Consider the following 17,772-nt stretch of genomic DNA (forward strand, 5'->3'; position numbering starts at 1 on the left):
ATGGTGCGAAAACGCCATGTGAGACGTTGGTTTGGGGCAATTTTTACGGCCTAAGCTTCTGTTAATAAAAGGTTAATGGTGAACTGGCCTCGGATTTGAAACGCAACTGTAACGCAGCCCCAGAGTGCTGAAATGCATAAATAATTGCGTTTCTGGTGCCAAAAGAGCTAAAAATGCAGCGCAGTTAATTTGCAAAATGAGAATGATTGTATTAAAACAGTTTCATCATTCAGGACTTTAAGAAGATCCTGTAAGTGATTGAGCTATATACATCTGGAATTTTCAGATTTATTCGAAAAAGAAGAAAAGTTACTCGTTTGTCATCAAATTGACATAAGGGTAATGCAGAATCGGCCTCATCCAGCCTGGCTGGTGAAGCCTTACAAAATCGGGATAAGAACCCGTCGCTAAAACCTGAGTTAACTCAAAAAGGAAGACGCAACATGAAAAAAACGCTCATCGCATCTGCTATTGCAGCCGCTACCTTCTCTGGCAGTGTGTTCGCACAGGCTGAAATGTCAGCTTCCGAACTGGCGGCCAAGATGGACTCCATGCCTTCTGTATACGGCAACATCCAGTACGTGCTGAAGCACACCAACGTTGATGGCGGCGGCTCCGAGGTTGAGCACGCTGACAACGGTTCCACCCTGGGCGTTAAGCACGACCACGAAATTGCTCCGGGCATCACCGGCTTCTTCAAGCTTGAGCTGGAAGGCATCAATGCTGACGACAAGTCCAGCAGCGACGGTATCGACGCTCTTGACGAAGCCTATGTTGGTGTTAAAGGTGACAGCTTCGGTCAGATCTGGGTCGGCTCTGATGACTCTGTTTACGAAAGTGCCATCGTCAAGATCGGTAACTTCCACGAAGTAGGTTCCGACATTTTCGGTAACTACTCCACTGGTGAAGGTGACCTGGTTCAGTACATGTCTCCGTCCTTCGGCGGTCTGACTGTGTCTGCCGCTGTTCAGGTTAACGGCGACAGCGACACCAAGGGTGGCGCGGACAAATCTTACCCGTACCAGTTGGTTGCGACTTACGCTGTAGACGCTCTTGAAGTGTCTTTTGGTATGGACTCCAACGATGGCGGCGCTGCAGCCGACAACAATGAAAACAGCTATGGTCTGACTGCAACCTACAGCGCTGGCGACTTCAGCGTGATCGGTGAGTACCAGACTCGCAAAGACGTGAACGACATTGTTGGCGTAATGGGTGTTTACACCATGGGCGCGAACCAGTTTGCTCTGTCTTACCAGATGCTGGACGACGACGCTTCTGGCGACAAAAAGGACACTATCATCCTGCAAGCTCTGCACAACGTGTCTGACCACATGTACGTTTACTTCGAAGGCTACCTCTCCGGTTCCGACGCAGCTAACGAGTACACCCTGGAAGGCGCGTCTGGCGACGAGCAGTCCATCGCTTCTGTGGGTGCTGTTTACTACTTCTGATCAGCCAACCGGCTAATCCTGTAGTATGGAAACCGGCGACCTTTGGGTCGCCGGTTTTTGCGTTTAAGAATGCCGCAAAACAGGGCGTTGATATGGCTACCGAACTGGAAATCAAACTCAGTGTTTCCGAAGCTGCACAGGCGCAGGCTTTGAAGTGGCTTTCCTCCCGTTCTGAGGTGCGCCCCGGAAAAACCAGATCCCTGATCAATCGCTATTTCGACACGCCCAATGCCGACTTGAATCGGGCCAAAGCCGCTTTGAGAATCCGTAAAGCCGGTGACGACTACATCCAGACCCTGAAAACCCGGGGTGAATTTGTCGATGGCGCCCACCGACGTGAAGAGTGGGAGTGGCCGGTATCCGGTCCGGATCTTGATCTGTCGTTATTGCTGGATACACCTCTGAGTGCCGAGCTTGACCTGAGCAGACTTCAGGTGGTGTTTGAAACCAACTTTCAGCGTCAGGTGCTCTGGCTGGAACGAGGGCAGAGTGTTATCGAGATCGCCGTCGATTCCGGCAGTGTGGCGGGCAATAATGCCAGATTGCCACTGCACGAAGTGGAATTTGAACTGAAAGGCGGGGAAGGTGGCCACCTGGCGACGTGTGCGCTTGAGCTGGCCCGGGAAGTTCCCGTTTTCCTGAATCTCGTCAGTAAGGCCGAGCAGGGCTATTTTCTCGCGGGCCTTTACTGTCCGGAGATTATTGACACTGGTGAGCCGCTTACCGTGACTGAATTCCTTCAGGCGTTGAGCGTCTGTTGGCTGCTCGACACGCCATTTCCTGCAGGCCAGTGTGAGCTCTCGCGTGTAGCAAGCGCAGCGTATACAGCAGGGTGTGGCGAACTATGGGAGCGCGTTATCGTTGAGCTGATCCGCGGCGTAAAGATTCGTGATTTCTCCGAAAACTCCACGCAGTTGGGTGTTCTCCAGTTGCAGCTTGCCACTGCAGGGCAGTAGCTGGTTGCTCATGGAGACTGGTGCTCTCTAACCCGGTGAGTTGTTCTTTTCCGGCTCTGCTTCGCCGGTTTCCTGTGCGGCGGAATGGGCGCGCCACTGCTTCAGAAATATCCGGTATCTCTCCAGGGCCTCCTCCACCACGGAGACTTCCGGGGTTTCCGCGGATTTAACCAGTACAATCAGTCCCTTACCTTCAATCTCTTCGTTGGTTGGTGGATGGCAGACAACCTCGCCATCTTTATCGATATAGGCCAGAGCGGTGCCTATGCCGTGGCGGACCAATGCGCTTACGATGTCGGCCCAGTTGAGGTCGTCCAGCTTCAGGTCATACCGATGGGGATGATCGTGTTCGTAGTTGAAAAGATCCTCCAGAACCTTTTCCGAGCCGGGCGCAACAACCGAACGCACCATGATTTCAGGGTAGGTCCGAACCGGACGGAGAACGGTGCGAATACCGAGAGCTTTGAAACGCCCCCGGTTCTGGTCGTTGACGCACTCGACGATGGTGTGACTGCCGAGATTCAGCTCCGTCAATCGATGAGCAATGTCGAACGTCAGGCTATCGGAATAGGGGTCGGCTTCGTCAGCCGCTAGCACAATGATATGCCTCGCACTGCCGGCGTGGACGGCCTTTAACGCCTCGGGGTCAAATCCTGCACCGTGATGGTGCACCACTCCGATGTCGGAGAGCTCTGTGGGTAGTCCCATCGGAAACTGGCGAGTCAGAATCATGATTGGAATGGTTTCGTAGCCAGGGATCTCACGTATCTGGGAAGCAAACCTCATGAAATACTGGTCGCCCCCATGCTGCGGCGTGTTAACAATAATAATGTGGTCATTCATTTTATAGATCCACCTTCCTGTCAGAATCCGTTCCCGTCGATAAAACCGATACTCGATATAGTCGCTTACGATCAGTGTCAGCAACGTAATTGAGGTGATAAACATCAGAACAATCGTGCTGAATCGGCCGATCATGGTTTGGGGCGCGTAATCGCCGTAACCCACCGTCACCAGCGTGGTCATGGTCAGCCAGGCGGCTTCAAACAGGGAGAGGTCCTCGACCGCCCAGATAATCAGAACCTGTACTGAAAGCAGCACGCCCAGTATCGCGAACAGGCGCTTCATCCGGCTCCGAATCAGTCCACCCATGGGCAGGTGGGTTTCCTGGTGCTCCGGATTCAGTGGGCGGCGGTTTCGTTGCATCCGTGTCGGCGGCCTGTTCAGTTGCGGGGAAGTTCGTTATACAGTACCGGAAATATAACAGAGAGACAGGGGTTTGCATTATGTCCGAGCCATGGCACAGCCTTCCGAAACTGCTGGCGGATGATGTCGCCGGGTGTTGGGGATCGGTGTTTCCGGAGGGCGTTCCGACCTGGCTGAGCTCATCGGAGGGCATGGATGACACTGTGTTGGCGACCGCAATTTCCCGAAGCCTGTTTCTGCGCCAGACTCTGGAGCGCCATCCAGGGCAGATTCAGGCCCTGTTAACCGCCCGTTCGTTGGCAGAACCGACTACCCCTGAGTCCCTCGAAAAACGCTGGCAGGAGTACCTGTCCGAAGTGGATGGAGAGCCTGCACTGCATTCGGCGCTTCGGCGATTCCGCATGGAATCCCAATTTCGAATTATCTGGCGGGATCTGATGCGATGGGCGGACCTGTCTGAAACCATGGCGGCTACGAGTGCGTTTGCGGATATCTGCATCGATGGAGCGCTTAACTGGTTGTACCGTGACGCCTGTGAGCAGTATGGCACCCCTCGCGGTGCTGATCCGGTTACCGGTCAGGAAGCAAACCAGAAAATGGTGGTCCTGGGCATGGGTAAGCTGGGTGGTCGGGAACTGAACGTGTCCTCGGACATCGACCTGATTTTTGCCTTCCCGAGCAAAGGGGAAACCGTTGGCGGGCGTCGCTCGCTGGACAATCAGCAGTTTTTTGTCCGGCTGGGGCAGCGGTTGATTCAGGCTCTGGACCAGATAACGGCAGACGGCTTTGTGTTCCGAGTGGACATGCGCCTGCGGCCATACGGGCAGAGTGGTGCCCTGGCGTTGAGTTTTGCCGCCCTGGAAACTTATTACCAGGATCAGGGGCGCGACTGGGAGCGCTATGCCATGGTCAAGGCCCGTGTGGTGGCCGGCGACCAGAGAGCGGGCAAGGTTCTGATGGAGAGTTTGCGCCCCTTTGTCTATCGCAAGTACATCGATTTCAGTGCCTTCGAGTCCCTTCGCAGCATGAAGGCCATGATCGGTCGTGAGGTTCGTCGAAAGGGTCTCGAAAACAATATCAAGCTGGGCAGTGGCGGCATCCGTGAAATCGAGTTCGTGGTTCAGGCGTTCCAGCTCATCCGCGGGGGGCGGGACCGGGAGCTACAGCAGCGCGAGCTGCTGGTGATTTTGAAGGAGCTTGAGGAATTGGAGCTGTTGCCCTCACCAGTGGTTCGTGAGCTGCGGGACGCCTATGTGTTCCTGCGAAACCTGGAGCATGCGCTTCAGGGCATGGAAGACAAGCAGACCCAACTGCTTCCGGAGGATGAGCTGTCCCAGGCCCGGGTAGCCACCATCATGGGGTTCGAAACCTGGCAGGCTTGTGAGCAAAGCCTCGCCGAGCACAGGGAACGCGTTGCCACCCATTTTGCCAATATTATCGCCACCGAGGATGAGGAGGATGAGGGCCCGGAAGCGCTTGAAGAGGGCTGGTTTGAACTCTGGCTCGCTGAGATGGAAGAGGGCGCAGCCGCCGACTGGCTGAAAGCCCGGGGCTATGAAGACCCTGAAAAGACGTTGTCGGAGCTGGCCGAGCTGCGGGAAAACCGGACCGTACAGAATCTCCAGACCCAGGGGCGGAGGCGGCTTAATCAGTTCATGCCGATGCTGCTGGAGGCACTCACTCAGGTTGATAACCCTTCCGAGACACTGTCGAGGGTGTTGCAATTGGTAGAGGCCATTCTGCGGCGAACGGCCTACATGGTGTTGCTGCTCGAGAACCCGGGCGCCTGCACCCAACTGGTGCGGTTGTGCAGTGAGAGCCCCTGGATTGCCAGGCAGCTGGCGGAAACACCGCTCCTGCTGGATGAGTTGTTGAACGCCGAGAGCCTGTACAGCCCACCCGCGAAAGCAGAATTGCAGGATGATTTGCGCCAGCAGATGCTTCGGATTCCGTTTGAGGATCTGGAAGAGCAGATGGAGTCCCTGCGGCATTTCAAGAAAGCCCATATCCTGCGGGTTGCGGCGTCCGAACTGAAAGGCACATTACCGTTGATGAAGGTCAGTGATTACCTGACCTGGATCGCCGAGGTGGTTCTGGATCACGTGGTAGACGTGGCCTTCGCCAACCTGGTCAGTCGCCATGGCTATCCGCGCAGGCAGGATGGATCCGCCTGCGAGACCGATTTCGCGATTATTGGCTATGGCAAGCTGGGCGGGATCGAGCTTGGCTATACCTCCGACCTTGATCTGGTGTTTGTGCACAAGGCCGATCCGGAGCTGGCTACCGATGGTGAAAAGCCCATCGACAATGCGGTTTTCTACACCCGGTTGGGACAACGGATTGTCCACATTCTCAACACCCAGACGCCCTCAGGACAACTCTACGAGGTAGATATGCGCCTGCGGCCCTCCGGCAACTCAGGCCTGCTGGTGAGTACACTGCAGGCTTTCGAAAAATACCAGCGTGAAGATGCCTGGACCTGGGAGCATCAGGCGCTGGCCCGGGCCCGGGGCGTTGCCGGATGCAGTGAAACTCTCGAAGCCTTTGAATCCATCCGCCACGACATCCTCTGTCACCCCCGTGACCGTGAAAAGCTTCGTAGTGAGGTGGTTGAGATGCGGGAGAAGATGCGAGCCAGTCTCGCCACACCGGAGAGCCGGCAGGCCGAGGTGTTCCATATCAAGCATGATACCGGTGGCATCGTGGATATCGAGTTCATGGTGCAGTACCTGATGTTGGCCTGGTGTGCCGAACACCCGGAGCTGACCCAGTGGTCCGACAACATTCGCCAGATGGAAGAGTTGGGGCGCGCAGGTGTAATGGCTGTGGAGGATGCCGAGAAACTCAGAGAAACCTTTATCGCCCTACGCTCCACCATCCATAGGCGGGCGCTCCAGAACCTCAATAGCCAGGTGGAGGGCGATGCCTTTACCGAGGAGCGTGACTACATCCGCGCCATGTGGAAAAAAGTGATGATTGATGCCTGAGGCAAATTCAATTCCGGCAGATTTTCCTGCTAGAATGCCGGTTCCCCGAAAAACGCTTTTTTAGGAGCAATGAAGAATGTCGATGGCTGATCGCGATGGCGTTATCTGGCTGGATGGTGAAATGGTTCCCTGGCGGGAAGCCAAGACGCACGTCCTGACTCACACCCTGCACTACGGCCTTGGCTGTTTTGAAGGTGTGCGGGCCTACAACACCGCGAATGGCCCGGCCATTTTCCGCCTGAAAGAGCACACGGACCGTCTTTTCCGTTCCGCCCACATCCTGAACATGAAAATGCCGTTCAGTAAGGACGAGATCAACGAGGCCCAGCGGGCAGCGGTACGGGAAAACAATCTGGATGAAGCCTACCTGCGCCCGATGGCGTTTCTCGGTTCCGAGGGCATGGGGCTCAGGGCCGATAACCTCAAGGTCCACGTAATGGTGGCGGCCTGGAGCTGGCCCTCCTACATGTCCCCGGAAGCAAAAGAAATGGGGATCAAGGTGCGCACCTCGTCCTACACGCGCCACCATGTGAACATCACCATGTGTAAGGCCAAGGCCAACGGCAACTACATCAACTCGATGCTGGCCCTGAACGAGGCCATTTCCGGTGGGGCCGAGGAAGCGCTGTTGCTGGACAACGAAGGTTACGTCGCTGAAGGTTCCGGGGAAAACATCTTTATCATTCGTGATGGTGTACTGCACACACCAGAGCTTACCTCCTGCCTGGAAGGGATCACCCGTGCCACCATCCTGGATTTTGCCCGCGATCTGAATATTCCCGTGAAAGAGCGCAGGATTACCCGCGATGAGGTCTATGTTGCCGAGGAGGCCTTCTTCACCGGCACGGCGGCGGAAGTACTGCCGATCCGCGAGCTTGATGGGCGCGTGATCGGTGCCGGCAAGCGCGGACCGGTCACCGAGAAGCTTCAGGCCATGTATTTTGATGCGGTCAAGGGCAAGCTGGCGGAACACAGTGGTTGGCTGACCCACGTTAAAGGCTGATTACAGAGCACACTCAAGCCGCCGTTGACTGTTGCAGCCCGGCGGCTTTGTTGTTTAACACACCCTGTTTACTGGCGGGACGAGCAAATGGCAGACGTTATCAAGGTACCGGTATCCTTCGGCGAGGTGCTGGACAAAATCACCATTCTCGAAATCAAGTCCGAGCGGATCAAGGATGAAGCGAAGGTCAGGAACGTTCGGCTTGAACTGGATGAACTGAGTGCCACCTGGGACGAGGCGGTGAAGGACAAGGCTGCTGAAATCGCCGACCTTCGCAAACAGCTGAAAGCGGTAAATGAAGAACTGTGGGTGATCGAAGACGACATTCGTGATCAGGAAGCCGCCCAAGACTTTGGTCCGAGGTTCATCGAGCTGGCCCGCGCCGTGTACGTCACCAATGACAAGCGCGCCGCCATCAAGAAAGAGGTCAACCTGGCCTTGGGGTCTCGCTTCGTCGAAGAAAAGTCCTACCAGGATTACACGGCCCGAAAGTAAAGATCCGGGCCAGATAAACGCCGTTATCTGTCTTTTTCAGTACCGGTAGTACCGGTAGATCGGATTAGTGGCAGTAGGTCGGATTAGCAAAGCATAATCCGACAAAGCTCTCAAACGGCGCCCAAGTCAGCCCGACTTCGGCGCCGTTTGTGTTCCTGGCGCCGGGTGAGCTTCAACCCACCGATCCAGCATCCCCGTTGCATCCTCCACCGTAATCATTTCCATCGCTCCCTCGAACTCGGCTTTTGCCCCCCAGCGGGCCTGTTCCACTGTTTTGCCAGTGAACTTCTCCAGAGCTTCTGGATACCGGTTTACACACCAATCCAGAGAATTGTAGGGGCCCGAGCGGTAAGGATTGCTCGCCGCAAACAATCCAAGCACATCGGTGCCCACCGCACTGGCGATATGGGCCGGGCCGGTATCGGGCGCTACGACCAGGTCGGCATGGGTCATCAGTGCCGTCAGCTGCTTCAGGGTGTCCTTGCCGCAAATATTGTGGGCTTTCTCTTTCATGGCAGCTTCTATAGCCGCGCAATACTCGGCCTCGAATGGGGCGGGGCTGCCCACCAGGATCACCCTCATACCGTGCTTCTGTACGGCATGGTCGGCCAGCTGTGCGTAGCGCTCGGCCGGCCAGTTACGAAGGGTATGGCTGGCGCACGGGCTGATTACCAGGTTTCTGCGATCGGTTGCCAGTTGCGCGCTGGCAAACTCATGGTCCGAGTCGCTTAAAGGGATCTGCCATTGCGGTGGGGCTGCCTTGAGTCCCAGAGGCTCCAGGAAACTGGCGAGGCAGTCGCGAACATGCTGTTGGGGAGACGGCTTGATTCGGCGATTGATGAACAGGCTGTGAAGATCCTTGCTGCGGGCCTTGTCATAGCCAATCCTGATGCGGGCAGGAATACAGGCGGCTGCAAGGTTGGCTCTGAATGCTACCTGCATATGAAGCAGGGCATCGAATCTGCGCCCCCGCATCTGTCTGCGAAGCTCGGCGTAGCCTTTGCGGCCGGCCTTCTTGTCGAAAACAATGAACTCAACACCGGGCAGATCGCCAATCAGCTTGGCTTCGATCTTGCCGATAACCCAGGTGATCTTAACGCCGGGAAGCTGCTCCTGAAGGCTCAGTACAACGGGTATCACGTGGGTCACGTCGCCGATGGCGGACAGGCGGAGAATGCAGATGGAGTTCATCAGAGTTTGATCCGGTTCAGGTTGTGGCCTGGGGCTGTGGAGCTTTGTCAGCAATCATTGGTAAACTGGCGGCCATTCTAACGCACTCAGGCGTGTCCGTCCCGGCGCGAGCGGGGCAGGCGTGTCTTCTTTCAATTTCGGTGACCGGGAACCCAGCATGGTGGAGTCTGAAATCTGTATTCGGGAAAGGGCTTCAGCGATGCTGATTCACCCGGATTACGAGGGCAGAGTTACCGAAGACTGGTTCAACGCTGCCGCCTGGGGCGATAACGCCCGTCCGGTAAGCAGCGGTGGCCGTGGCGGAGCCTGGTTTTTGCGGGCCGGAGAAAACAGGCTGGTACTTCGGGAGTATCGCCGGGGCGGGTTGATGGCGAAATTTGCCCGATACGCCTATGCCTTCACGCGCGAGGCGGATGTGCGATCCTTTGCAGAATTCCGCTTGCTGAACAAACTGGTCAACCAGGGACTTCCCGTACCCCGGCCGGTTGCCGCCTGGTACCGTAAGCTTTCGCCGATCCAGTATCGGGCCGCCATCATCATTGAGCGATTGGAAAACACGTTACCGCTGGCTGATCTTATTTCCCAGCTGAATGGTGAAGCCTGGGCATCTATCGGAGAAACCGTTCGTCGATTTCACGACGCCGGCGTCATGCATGCAGATCTGAACTGCTTCAATGTACTGGTTCGAGGTGATGAGTACTTCCTGATCGATTTTGACAAGAGCCGGTTGATTACCAGCAAAGCTCCCGCGCGCTGGAAAGAGGCCAATCTTGATCGCTTCTCACGCTCGTTGGTGAAGGTGGGCGGAGAAGAAGCCCGGGCGAAGGTCTGGAGTTATTTTATGAACGGATATAACAGGGGAATGGCCACTTGACCCATCCACAGCAGGGCGGATCGCTTCCGTCGATACTTTGTCTTACGGATGCCTGCGATCGTCCGGAGACGGAACTCTTTATCGGGCTCAGAAAGGCCGGGTTCGACGTCGACGTCATGTGTAATCCCAAAGGCCGGAACTATCAGCGCCTCGTTGACGAGGGCATGGTTGCCTGCCCAATGGCCTTGAAGAATCGTTTCGACAAGGAAGGCACCGAGGCCATCCGGCAACAACTGGCGAAGAAAAAATACGAGGTCATCCACGCCTATAATCCCCGAGCCCTTGCCTGCGGCTTAAGGGCTTCCCGGGGCACCGATATCAAGATCGTCGCCTATCGTGGTGTGATCGGTAATATCAGTTTCCTCAATCCGGAGTCCTGGATTACTTTCCTGCACCCGCGTGTCAGCAAGATCGTCTGTGTTGCCGATGCCATCAAGGATTACCTGGCCAGTCTGCGGTTTTTGTGGATGCACATTCCTGAGCGGAAGCTTCAAAGAATCTACAAGGGGCATGACCTGGACTGGTATCAGTCGCCCAAGGCCGATCTGACCCAGTTTGATGTTCCGGAAGGTGCATTCGTGGTGTGCTGCACCGGACGGAATACCCCAAGAAAAGGCTTCGATGATCTGATAGAAGCTGTCGACAAGCTGCCTGCGGATGTGAACGTACATTTGCTGCTGGTGGGAGACGTCATTGATAACGAAGAGATTCAGGCGCAGGCCGCTGCGGCCTCTCACCCGGAACGGATCCACTTCACCGGGTACCGCAACGACGCCCCGGCGATAGCGGCGGCCAGTGATGTGTTTGTGCTCCCGTCGAAGGAAAGGGAGGGGCTGCCCCGAGCGGTTATCGAGGCCATGGTCTATGGTGTGACGCCAGTGGTAACCAGTGTCGGCGGCATGCCCGAACTGGTGGAAGATGGTGTCAGTGGTATTGTGGTTGCACCGAAGAATGCCTCCGAGTTGTCAGCGGCCATCGAGCGGCTTTACCGCGACAGAGAACTGGCGGCCTCGCTTGGGCAGGCGGCGCGGCAAAGGATAGCCCGGGATTTTCACACCTCACAAACCGTCAGGGAGACGGGTGAGCTATACAAAGCACTGACGGGCAGGGCCTGAATGCGGCGGTATCTGTTTTTTGTCAATCAACCCTATTCCTATTCGATTCTGCGACCGCTGCAGGAAGAGATACTGCGCCGGGGCGACGAAGCAGCCTGGTTTGTCGCGGGTTGCTCAACGGCGCCGCTTCGGCCCGAAGAGCGCCGTCTTGGCAGTGTCAAAGAGGTTATGGAATACAACGCCGATGCGACCTTTGTCCCCGGGGACTGGGTTCCGTATTTCTTTCCGGGAATCAAAGTTGAGGTATTTCACGGCATGGCTCGCAACAAGCGTGGCCATAGCAGCGAGGATGAAAGCGATCACTACCGCATTCGAGGTTGGTTTGATCTTTACTGTACGCATGCGGTGAAAGATACGGAAAAGTTCCGTGAGCTGGCGGCCCAATACCAGCATTTCGGGGTTGCCCATACCGGCTGGCCCAAGCTGGATCCTCTGCTGTCGCAGCCTGAGGAGGGTAAAAGAGGCCGCTCGGAAGACGAGTTGCCCGTTGTGTTTTACGCCTCAACGTTCAGCCGGTCCGTTACCTCCGCGCCGGATCTTGTAGAGAAAATCGGCGAGCTCTCCAGGAATGGTCGCTGGAAATTCATTGTAACCCTGCATCCGAAGATGGATCCCACGGTCGTGGATCAATACCGCCAGTTGAGCGGCGATAACCTGCGTTTTGTCGAGAGTGATGAGGATCTGTTGCCTCTGCTGCCGCAGGCAGATGTGATGCTCTGCGATACCTCGTCCATTATGTTTGAATTCATGTTCCTTGATCGCCCGGTAGTGACCTTCAGAACGAAAATGCCGGGGCCATATCTGATCGATGTCCACGAAGTGGAGGATGTTGAGTCAGCCCTGGAGCAGGCTGTGCAGTATCCCGATACCCTGATGAAAGAAACGAGAGCCCTTTGCGACCAGTTGCACAGCTTCAGGGATGGTCGCTCCAGCGGGCGGGTTCTGGATGCGGTTGAGGATTTCCTGATCAACAAACGTAGCGAACTCAAGCCCAAGCCGATGAACCTGTTACGTAAGCTGAAAGTCAGGCGCCGCTTGCGTAAGGAGCTTGCACGTATGGCACCGGAAAGCTCAGGATAGAGTCCTCGAAGGTCCAGATCGGGAAACGAATGATTTGAGCAGCATCCCCAGCCCTATCAATGTCTTTATCGCGAGTACGCCCCTTCAACTGATCAGTTGCTCCGAGGCTCGCCACCATTACGGCTGCAGTGCTGAAACTACCCTTCTCGTCATTGCGCGACCGGATAACCGGGAGACCGAGGGACAAATGGCCTTCCTGGCCGAGGCCCTGGGCTGGCAAGGCATCGAAACCATCTATCTGAAAAAAAGTTCCTTTTACCTTCGTCTGGGAGCTGTCGCCAAGAGCCTTTCACGACGCCGCATTGAACGGTTGTTTATCGGCAACAAATCCAGCTGGATTCATGAAGTCTTTTATCGGGGATTCGACAGCAAACAGCTGATTTTCGTCGATGATGGCCTGGCCACCGTGACCTACTACCACGCCATTCACAACGAGGGTATCGCCTCCCGGATTTCAGCGGCAAAAAAACGGCTTCTGAGAACCATGGGAATACGGATTCATCGCGTTGTTCCGGAGGTGATCGCGTTCTTTACGTTCTTTCCGTTACAGAGCTCCGAACTTGTCCAGGTTCAGGTTCATGATTTTCCGGTGTTTCGCAGAACCTTCAAAATATCCGCCCGTAACAGCAGTCAGATGCCCACGGTCGGGTTCCTGGGCCAGCCTTTTGGTGGGGAAGATCGGCTTCAGCAACTGAAGCTGCAAATTCAGCACGTCGTAGAGCGTCATCCCGATAGCCGTGTTGTGTACTTCATGCATCGAAAGGAGAGCAGGGAAGAGCTTGAGAGGTTGCTTGCAGAATTTCCGCTCGAGATACGACAGGCCGGTCGCCCCATAGAGGTAGAAGTGGCTCTGTCAGGAGAAACCTACCTGGCTTTTTACAGCTTTGCTTCAACCGCTCTGTTTACGCTGAAAAAGATATTCCCGGAAATCCGGGTGTTCCAGATCGATGATGCCGCCCTGGGCGCCCGGCTGCCCTACTATGATGAAATAAGGCGTATGTTCAGGAGCGTCGGCGTGGAAACGACGCTCCTTCGGGGGTCACGACTTTTCGAAGCGGGCCGGCCGGTCCAGAGTCCATAACCCGGCATACTTGTTGAAGGTCACCTGCGCGTAGGTGACCGCCGTCAGATAACCCACAGCGCCGTCCAGAAAGCCGAAACGGATGAAGTACACCTGCACAAACGTCATCAGGCCCCGCAGAGTTGGGTAGATCATGGTGCGGGTTTTTTTGCCCCTGCGATGCTTCTCCAGAGAACCAAGCCAGGCATACTTTGCGCTTTTTTCCAGGGAATGACCGAAATCCCGGTGTGTATAGTGAGTGAGGCGGCCCCTGAGGGTTTTGATTTTGCGTCCGGACGGGATCAGTATCCGCTCGTGCACCAGGGCGTCTGAAAAGCTGACGCCCTCGCGACGGAACAGCCGGAGCGGGGCTCGGCCGCTGCGTCCGAAATCCAGCCGGCTGCCGTATATCGTTACCGCCCAGGGAAGCTTGTAAGCGTCCGCGTCCGGATCTGCCAGGTGATCGTTGATCTCCCGTGCCAGCTCTGGTGTGACACGCTCATCGGCATCCAGTGACAGCACCCACTCTCCGGTCGCTTTCTCAAGTGCGCGCTGCTTCTGAATGCCAAAACCGGGCCAGTCGGTAACTTCAACAACATCGGCCAGTTCTCTGGCCAGTTCCACAGTCCTGTCAGTGCTGCCGCTGTCCAGAACGATGATCTCGTCTGCCACCAGCCTCGCTGACTTGAGACAGTCGGTAATATGGTCTTCTTCGTTTTTTGTGATAATGGTCGCGGAAACCTTCCGGGCCCTGTTTCGAACGTACGAGGCGCTCAGCTCTGTGAACATAGCGGAGGCAATTGATGCGACCGCAAGCAGATAGAAGGTAAGGAACAGCGTCCGATTGAAGGTGGCTTCGGTGAGTCCAAATAAGAAGTAGCCAATGGAAATCATGCACCCCGCTACCGCCAGGTGGGCCGTCGCTGTGTGGCGGCTGGACAGATTTCTGGCAAAAATGGCCAGAGGGATGAATATCAGCAGTGCCCAGCTGAGAATGCCTGGAATACCGCTGGTGGCAGCGCTATTGAGTAAATCGTTATGGGCATGTCCCGTGCAACAGTCCAGGAAATGTTGTGGCAGATTGCCCGCGGCCACTTCTGACTCTATGCGCTGGGTATAGCCGCCAAGGCCAGCCCCCGACCAGGGGTTTTCGCTGAACATCTTCACAGCCTGCCCCCAGACTTCGAGGCGGATTTCCATGCCGGAATCCAGATGACCGTTGTGAAGCAAGCCATTGAGTGAGCTGGACATACGGTCGCTGGTGATGATTGCGCCGGCGACCAGAATAGGGACAGCGATTAATCCGGCAATTCTGAGCTTTTTGCTGAGTAGTGGCAGCAGTGCAACCAGAAGGAATGGCAGGGCTACCAGATTACTACGGGTTTCCGACAGCATGGAAATCAGGACGGCCCCCGTTCCACCGAGGAAAAACAGTATCGCTAGGCCCACTCGTTTGTCCCGAATAAAGAACATTCCGGCAACGATCGTCAACATACCTGCCAGGAGGGCGAGGTTGCCAAAGCTGATGGGGTTAATACCGCCGCCAAAACGGGAATTCAAAACCTGACCAAGGGCGCCCTGACGGGCAGCAATGGTGACGACAAAAATCCCGATGACGGACACGGCCATCAAGCCGATGGCAGCAAAAGTCGTTCGGGCGCCAATCCTCGCATAGCTGATGGCAATGATCAGAGGCCAGAACAGGATAAACCGGGCGTGCGTGCCAAACGTTTTTCCGCCCTCGTAGTCAAAGCCCTCCAGGGCCCAGGACATGAGGCTCACCAGAACGAAGAACCAGAAGGAAAAGTGCAGTAACCTGAGTTCTTTGGGCTTGTCCCAACCGGCTTTATACAAAGATTTACGGGCGCTGAGCACCATTCCGGCAACGGCGATCAAAAGGGTGGCGCCGGCCAGGATGCTTGACGACAGGAGCGCGCCGCCAAGGCCGATGATCAGCAGTGCATGGAGGGCCAGTACGGGATTCAACATACGCGGTCCGGGTTGTAGGGGTTGATTTCGCCGGGTGGCCGATGGCGCATGCGCTTGTACTCCCATTGATACTGCTCGGGGATTCCTCGCACGCATTGCTCAATGGCCCGATTCATGGCCGTGGTTGCGGCCACCGGGTCTTTGTCGCCGAGGCCCGGGCCGGTTTCGCGAACGACAATCCGGAACCCGGACGCATCCGGCAGACGCTCCGCATAGGTGATCAGAACGTTGGCGCCGGTACGCTGGATCAGCTTGGACACGAGGGTCATGGTTTTCACTTCCATGCCAAAGAAAGGCGCGAAAGCATTGCCTTTGCCCCGGGGTGACTGATCCGGCAGGATCCCGGCAACACCGCCTTCCCGCAGAATCGAGGCGAGTCGGGCCAGACCCCGACGGTCGCCCCGGACCAGCTCAGAGCCAAGGCGTCCACGCACCTTGATCATATAATCTTCAAATTCGGGCATGTTCGGCGGACTGTAGAGCGCTGCCATCTTGTAGCGAGAAGAAAAGAACAGGCCCGCCAGTTCCCAGTTGCCGAGGTGCGGCGCGAGGAGAATCAGCCCCTTGTCGCCAGCCATCGCCTCGTCGATCAGTTCCAGTCCCTCGGTCTCCCGGATCAAACCAAGGCATTTTTCCACCGGCCACTCCCACATCAGGGGCACCTCGAGCAAGGTCATACCGGTCTGGGCCAGGGATCTCCTGGACATAACCGCACGTTCGGTGTCGGAAAGCTCGGGGAGACATATGGCGAGATTTGTGTCGGTTACCTGGCGGGACTTGGTAGGCAGTCGCCACACCAGGTAACCTACGAGACGACCCACGCGCTGGGCGCCGGCAAGAGATAGCCAGCCGGCAATCCTGAGCAGCCCGGCAATGACGAAATACTTGAGCTTGCTCATTTGCGGCCGTACCGATCCTCGTAACGGACAATATCGTCCTCACCCAGGTAAGAGCCCGACTGGACTTCGATCAGCTCCAGGTCGATGACCCCCGGATTCTCCAGCGAATGCACCTGGCCAACCGGGATGTAGGTGGACTGGTTCTCGGTGACCAGGTAGGTTTTCTCACCGTTGGTAACCCGGGCGGTGCCGCTGACCACAATCCAGTGCTCTGCTCGATGGTGATGCATCTGCACTGAGAGCTTGGCGCCGGGTTTTACGGTGATACGTTTGACCTGGTAGCGGGCCCCGTTGTCGATGGAATCGTACACACCCCAGGGCCGGTATACTTCCCGGTGGTTCATGTGTTCGTGGCGGCCATCGGTTTTGATCCGTTCCACCACGGTTTTGACGTCCTGGACGCTGTCTTTGTGGGCAACCAGCAGGGCATCTTTGGTTTCAATAACCACCAGGTTGTCCACGCCAACGGTGGCCACCAGCCGGCTATCCGCACGGACCAGGGTGTTGGCGGTGTTGTGGGTAATCACGTCGCCGGTCAGGCTGTTGCCATCTGCGTCCTTGTCACTCACTTCCCAGAGCGCGGACCAGGAGCCGATATCGCTCCAGCCGGCATCGAGGGAAACCACGGCGGCCTTGTCGGTCTTCTCCATGACGGCGTAGTCCACCGAGTCCGAGGGGCATTCCGCGAAGCGCTCGGCATTGATCCGGGTGAAGTGAAGGTCATCGGCGGTATCTGCGATGGCAGCACGGCAGGCGGCCAGGATATCCGGGCGATGAGTCTCCAGTTCTTCAAGGTATTGGCGGGCACCAAACAGGAACATCCCGCTGTTCCAGAGGTATTCGCCGGAATCCAGGTAGCCATTGGCCGTCGCCTGGTCCGGCTTTTCGACGAACTTGTCCACCAGATAGCTGTCGGGGCCCAGTTCCGTGCCACGATGAATATAGCCGTAGCCGGTTTCCGGATGGTTCGGGACAATGCCGAAGGTGACCAGTTTGCCTTCCCGTGCGAGCGGAATGGCTTTCTTCACCCCTTCCTGAAAGGCGGTCACGTCCTTGATCAGGTGGTCGGCTGCCAGGACCAGCATGAGTGGATCCTCGGCGTTGTTTTCCGCGGCCTCGGTCAGCTGCAGTGCTGCCAATGCAATGGCGGGCGCCGTGTTCCGGCCGTAGGGCTCCAGAATGATCCGCGTATCTTCGTGGCCGGATTGCCGCATTTGTTCAGCAGCCAGGAACCGGTGTTCCTCGTTGCAGATCAGGAGAGGGTTGGCTGCATCCATGCCCTCAAGCCGCGCAACGGTGGCCTGCAGCATCGACAGGGGGCCGTTGGTCAGTTTCAGGAACTGTTTCGGATTCAGCTGGCGCGACATCGGCCAAAGGCGCGAGCCGGTACCGCCAGCCATAATGACGGGGTGAATCATCTGCACACTCCGGGCTTGAGTTAAAGAATGCCAAGAAAAACATCAAAA

14 protein-coding genes are annotated in these 17,772 nt (G+C 56.4%); 9 read left to right on the forward strand and 5 right to left on the reverse strand.

Annotated features, from left to right (window positions below; genetic code table 11):
• Window positions 1–443: 443 nt before the first annotated feature.
• The gene (locus tag QZ534_RS07750; RefSeq protein WP_296933375.1) at window positions 444–1,451 is read left to right on the forward strand and encodes a porin; all 1,008 of its coding nucleotides are present in this window, start codon (window positions 444–446) and stop codon (window positions 1,449–1,451) included.
• A 92-nt stretch (window positions 1,452–1,543) separates the two neighbouring features.
• The gene (locus tag QZ534_RS07755; RefSeq protein ID WP_296933377.1) at window positions 1,544–2,407 is read left to right on the forward strand and encodes a CYTH domain-containing protein; all 864 of its coding nucleotides are present in this window, start codon (window positions 1,544–1,546) and stop codon (window positions 2,405–2,407) included.
• A gap of 27 nt (window positions 2,408–2,434) precedes the next feature.
• Here the strand turns inward: QZ534_RS07755 and QZ534_RS07760 are convergent, their stop codons facing one another.
• Window positions 2,435–3,613, reverse strand: a complete 1,179-nt coding sequence (locus QZ534_RS07760; protein ID WP_296933378.1) for a potassium channel family protein — start codon at window positions 3,611–3,613, stop codon at window positions 2,435–2,437.
• A gap of 80 nt (window positions 3,614–3,693) precedes the next feature.
• Between QZ534_RS07760 and glnE the strand changes: the two genes are divergently transcribed.
• From glnE to QZ534_RS07775, 3 genes are all read left to right on the forward strand, one after another.
• Window positions 3,694–6,600, forward strand: coding sequence for a bifunctional [glutamate--ammonia ligase]-adenylyl-L-tyrosine phosphorylase/[glutamate--ammonia-ligase] adenylyltransferase (gene glnE, locus QZ534_RS07765; protein WP_296933380.1), 2,907 nt, complete (start codon window positions 3,694–3,696; stop codon window positions 6,598–6,600).
• Window positions 6,601–6,676: 76 nt separating this feature from the next.
• Window positions 6,677–7,603, forward strand: coding sequence for a branched-chain amino acid transaminase (locus QZ534_RS07770; RefSeq protein WP_296933382.1), 927 nt, complete (start codon window positions 6,677–6,679; stop codon window positions 7,601–7,603).
• A gap of 87 nt (window positions 7,604–7,690) precedes the next feature.
• On the forward strand, window positions 7,691–8,098 hold the full coding sequence (locus QZ534_RS07775; RefSeq protein WP_296933384.1) for a DUF6165 family protein: 408 nt from the start codon (window positions 7,691–7,693) through the stop codon (window positions 8,096–8,098).
• Between the two features lie 126 nt (window positions 8,099–8,224).
• Here the strand turns inward: QZ534_RS07775 and QZ534_RS07780 are convergent, their stop codons facing one another.
• Window positions 8,225–9,289 carry a glycosyltransferase family 9 protein gene (locus tag QZ534_RS07780; protein WP_296933386.1) on the reverse strand — a complete coding sequence of 355 codons (1,065 nt, stop codon included), beginning with the start codon at window positions 9,287–9,289 and terminating at the stop codon, window positions 8,225–8,227.
• A 157-nt stretch (window positions 9,290–9,446) separates the two neighbouring features.
• On the opposite strand from QZ534_RS07780, the gene QZ534_RS07785 reads away from it, so the two are divergent.
• From QZ534_RS07785 to QZ534_RS07800, 4 genes are read left to right on the forward strand one after another with little or no spacing between them, the layout of a single operon-like run.
• Window positions 9,447–10,163 (forward strand): 3-deoxy-D-manno-octulosonic acid kinase, encoded by a 717-nt coding sequence (locus tag QZ534_RS07785; protein WP_296933389.1) that lies wholly within the window; start codon window positions 9,447–9,449, stop codon window positions 10,161–10,163.
• Window positions 10,160–11,278, forward strand: a complete 1,119-nt coding sequence (locus QZ534_RS07790; RefSeq protein WP_296933390.1) for a glycosyltransferase family 4 protein — start codon at window positions 10,160–10,162, stop codon at window positions 11,276–11,278. The genes QZ534_RS07785 and QZ534_RS07790 overlap by 4 nt, the downstream gene beginning before the upstream one ends.
• A complete protein-coding gene (locus QZ534_RS07795; protein ID WP_296933392.1) occupies window positions 11,279–12,358 on the forward strand; it encodes a CDP-glycerol glycerophosphotransferase family protein in 1,080 nt (359 codons plus the stop codon).
• A gap of 34 nt (window positions 12,359–12,392) precedes the next feature.
• The gene (locus QZ534_RS07800; RefSeq protein WP_296933393.1) at window positions 12,393–13,439 is read left to right on the forward strand and encodes a polysialyltransferase family glycosyltransferase; all 1,047 of its coding nucleotides are present in this window, start codon (window positions 12,393–12,395) and stop codon (window positions 13,437–13,439) included.
• Here QZ534_RS07800 and QZ534_RS07805 read toward each other — a convergent pair.
• From QZ534_RS07805 to QZ534_RS07815, 3 genes are read right to left on the reverse strand one after another with little or no spacing between them, the layout of a single operon-like run.
• The gene (locus QZ534_RS07805; RefSeq protein WP_296933395.1) at window positions 13,398–15,407 is read right to left on the reverse strand and encodes an O-antigen ligase family protein; all 2,010 of its coding nucleotides are present in this window, start codon (window positions 15,405–15,407) and stop codon (window positions 13,398–13,400) included. The two genes, QZ534_RS07800 and QZ534_RS07805, sit on opposite strands and share 42 nt — an antisense overlap.
• Complete coding sequence (locus tag QZ534_RS07810) at window positions 15,401–16,306, reverse strand: lysophospholipid acyltransferase family protein (protein ID WP_296933397.1); 906 nt, start codon at window positions 16,304–16,306, stop codon at window positions 15,401–15,403. Before QZ534_RS07810 ends, QZ534_RS07805 begins: the two co-directional genes overlap by 7 nt.
• The gene (locus tag QZ534_RS07815) at window positions 16,303–17,724 is read right to left on the reverse strand and encodes a mannose-1-phosphate guanylyltransferase/mannose-6-phosphate isomerase (protein ID WP_296933399.1); all 1,422 of its coding nucleotides are present in this window, start codon (window positions 17,722–17,724) and stop codon (window positions 16,303–16,305) included. The genes QZ534_RS07810 and QZ534_RS07815 overlap by 4 nt, the downstream gene beginning before the upstream one ends.
• Between the last annotated feature and the right edge of the window lie 48 nt (window positions 17,725–17,772).

It is taken from the genome of uncultured Marinobacter sp. (assembly GCF_913055835.1).
Taxonomy (GTDB): Bacteria; Pseudomonadota; Gammaproteobacteria; order Pseudomonadales; family Oleiphilaceae; genus Marinobacter.

Excerpts from the sequence above, each read along its gene's own strand:
- QZ534_RS07795 (WP_296933392.1), top strand. The coding sequence starts at position 11,279 with ATGCGGCGGTATCTGTTTTTTGTCAATCAACCCTATTCCTATTCGATT.
- QZ534_RS07815 (WP_296933399.1), bottom strand. The coding sequence starts at position 17,724 with ATGATTCACCCCGTCATTATGGCTGGCGGTACCGGCTCGCGCCTTTGG.
- QZ534_RS07775 (WP_296933384.1), top strand. The coding sequence starts at position 7,691 with ATGGCAGACGTTATCAAGGTACCGGTATCCTTCGGCGAGGTGCTGGAC.
- QZ534_RS07810 (WP_296933397.1), bottom strand. The coding sequence starts at position 16,306 with ATGAGCAAGCTCAAGTATTTCGTCATTGCCGGGCTGCTCAGGATTGCC.
- QZ534_RS07785 (WP_296933389.1), top strand. The coding sequence starts at position 9,447 with ATGGTGGAGTCTGAAATCTGTATTCGGGAAAGGGCTTCAGCGATGCTG.
- QZ534_RS07755 (WP_296933377.1), top strand. The coding sequence starts at position 1,544 with ATGGCTACCGAACTGGAAATCAAACTCAGTGTTTCCGAAGCTGCACAG.
- QZ534_RS07780 (WP_296933386.1), bottom strand. The coding sequence starts at position 9,289 with ATGAACTCCATCTGCATTCTCCGCCTGTCCGCCATCGGCGACGTGACC.
- glnE (WP_296933380.1), top strand. The coding sequence starts at position 3,694 with ATGTCCGAGCCATGGCACAGCCTTCCGAAACTGCTGGCGGATGATGTC.
- QZ534_RS07760 (WP_296933378.1), bottom strand. The coding sequence starts at position 3,613 with ATGCAACGAAACCGCCGCCCACTGAATCCGGAGCACCAGGAAACCCAC.
- QZ534_RS07750 (WP_296933375.1), top strand. The coding sequence starts at position 444 with ATGAAAAAAACGCTCATCGCATCTGCTATTGCAGCCGCTACCTTCTCT.
- QZ534_RS07770 (WP_296933382.1), top strand. The coding sequence starts at position 6,677 with ATGTCGATGGCTGATCGCGATGGCGTTATCTGGCTGGATGGTGAAATG.
- QZ534_RS07805 (WP_296933395.1), bottom strand. The coding sequence starts at position 15,407 with ATGTTGAATCCCGTACTGGCCCTCCATGCACTGCTGATCATCGGCCTT.